This window comes from Silvimonas sp. (assembly GCF_031291215.1).
Classification (GTDB): domain Bacteria; phylum Pseudomonadota; class Gammaproteobacteria; order Burkholderiales; family Chitinibacteraceae; genus Silvimonas; species Silvimonas soli.
In genome coordinates, this window is sequence record NZ_JARLJK010000039.1 from 1 (window position 1) to 2,570 (window position 2,570).

The following is a 2,570-nucleotide window of genomic DNA, read 5'->3' on the forward strand; positions in this document are numbered from 1 at the left end:
ACTCGACGCTATAGCGCCGGCGTCGGCGACGGCCAACTGGCGCTTCTTCTTCGATAGTGTTCACGTGTCCACCTATTTAAGTGGATACGATGCTCCCAAGACCGTCCATGCAACTCAAGATGGGATCGCTAGGCGCTTACGTCTGCTCGGCGTGGATGTGGCGATAATGTCGGCCATGAAACCAGCCACCCAGCAGAGCACACCTGTCACCGACAATCCGATGTCCTATGCGGGCTATCGCTTCCCGCCCGATGTGATCAGCTACGCGGTGTGGCTCTACTGGTATTGTCAACCTGTTGTCCGGGGCGCGGCGGAACGTGCGGTACTTAAGGATAACTACATTAATCAGCAAGGCGCTTCAATATCGGCGCGCACGTCACACTTTCCCACGCCTCGTAGGCCTGGCTGCGTAGCGCCCGCTTTTGCTTTGCGTGGGTGTGGTAGCGGCAATGCATGAAGAGATTGGCTACCTGATCGTGGACCGAAGTGAAACGTTGCAGTTGATGCGCCGATTTGAAACGACGCATCACCTTCTCGCGAACCCGTGTCGGCTGGTGCGAGTTTTTCCGCCCGGTTATTCAGCCCCTTATGCTGACGGTGTTCACCGTTCAGACCGAGATCCCTGTTCGCCGCCGCATAGCTTTTGAGCTTGTCGGTGATCAACACACGCGGCGCACGGCCGTGCTTCCTGAGCAGCTTGCGCATCAGCCGCCCGGCCGCGTGCCGGTCGCGCCGGCTTTGCACCAGCACGTCGAGCACCGCGCCATGCTGGTCTACCGCGCGCCATAGCCACTGTTTCTTCCCGTTAATCGTGACAACCACTTCATCAAGGTGCCACTTGTCGCCGCCTGCCAGAGCGGCGGACCGCATACGCCGAGCAATGCCCAGACCGAACTTCATCGCCCAGCGTCGCACGGTCTCATACGTGAGTTCAATGCCACGCGCGGCCAGCCACTCCTCGACCATACGCAGGCTCAGCGGCAAACGGTAGTAGAGCCACACCGCGTAGCTGCTCACATCGGGCGGGAAGCGATAGCCCGCATAGGACATCGGATTGTCGGTGACAGGTGTGCTCTGCTGGGTGGCTGGTTTCATGGCCGACATTATCGCCACATCCACGCCGAGCAGACCGCAAGTTGACAATACCCTTATTGGCCGGGCGCTACTGCGATACGGCCGAATCCTCATCTTTGCTTTTCACGGCGAAACCGGAAACCTCCAGAATGTCTATGGCAAGTTGAACGACTCCTTCGCGTCGCCATGCGCAATATTTTGCGTAGCAGGTTTGCGCCGGTGGAAACGTCGACGGTAAGCGATGCCACTTCTCCCTTGTGTAATGAATCCAGAGAATGGCATTCAGCAAATCTCTGACGTTTCGACGGGGGCGACCGGGGGTTCGTGACCGCGGGGCCTCAGAATCTGGGAATAGGTGTTTGACGCGTGCCCAGTCGGCGTCTGAAATGGGAATCTCCATCGCGGTTTTTACGCTTTATTCATCTCTGCCCGTTGGCCGATTCATAACCGGCAAATAAAAGGTGAGGCACCCATATTTTCAGAGTATCGCTCTTGAATGGCGCGGTTCCGTGAAACATAAAAGCTGCGTCCTCGTGGCAAAAGGTCGTCCACCGCGATCGCCTCCCGGATAATTTTATGGAGACGTCGCGGCAAAAATAGACCCCAATTATCCTTCCATTTCCCTGACGACCTTGTGTCGCACTTAGTTGATCCAACCGAAACCTTCTCTGTTAAATATATTCGTCATCTTTCCTTTAGGGAAACTGGCCGTAGTCGTCGTCAAAATTTGGCTTTTGGGGCCTCGCGCCTTAAGCGAACCTCGCGCTGTTCTGGCGTATTTCATGAATTATGCGATTGCTATTAGCGCGCTATCTTTTCCATTGGGGCGTATGATCGCATAAACGCAGGTATCGAATGGCGTGCTGTCGTCTGTCCTCAGATGGGTAAAACCCATCATCGTCGACCTAATTGTGCTCGAATCCCGCAGCCTGAACTACGAGATATTATGCTCGTGACAGATGTCCACGCGTGAACCACCTTTGTGCAAAACTCCGTTCGTCCTCGATTGGACTCAACGCGTCTGCAGCGCCGATGAAAGGGGCGCGCCAAGCCTGCAGTTTCAGCCTGAGGGCCAACAGGCAAGGGCTTTAGTGAAGTTCCATAACCACCGCATGAACTATTATCACAGTCGTCATCGCAGTAAATTTCCACCCCAGTCAGCTTTCCGATTGCCCTGACTATTTCAATTTGGTACATGCGCAAAACCTATTGCACATAAAACAGAAAGACACTAGGCTATGGCTTCAAATCGCTAATTCAACGATCGACTTTAACGGCGCAACACAGCATTGGAAGAATACTGCCGCCTGCCGCGTTGCCCCCAATCAGATACTATGTTACAAAGCAAGAGTGCAAACAGAGGTGGCCGCGCAAATTCGGACAATCGGATAAGTGGTTTGGCCGGGGCCTGAGCCAGCGATAATGCTGGCAAAGGAACCAAAGAAATGACGAAGAGAACCCGACGGACGCACTCAGCGGCGTTCAAAGCAAAGGTG

Annotated in this window: 1 protein-coding gene and 1 pseudogene; both read right to left on the minus strand. The window is 54.8% G+C overall.

The features are described from left to right. Positions 1-341 precede the first annotated feature (341 nt). Positions 342-1,050, minus strand: a pseudogene (locus P4L78_RS01365) (IS6 family transposase). 112 nt (positions 1,051-1,162) lie between these two features. Continuing rightward, a complete protein-coding gene (locus tag P4L78_RS22840; protein WP_405051491.1) occupies positions 1,163-1,474 on the minus strand; it encodes a transposase in 312 nt (103 codons plus the stop codon). Between the last annotated feature and the right edge of the window lie 1,096 nt (positions 1,475-2,570).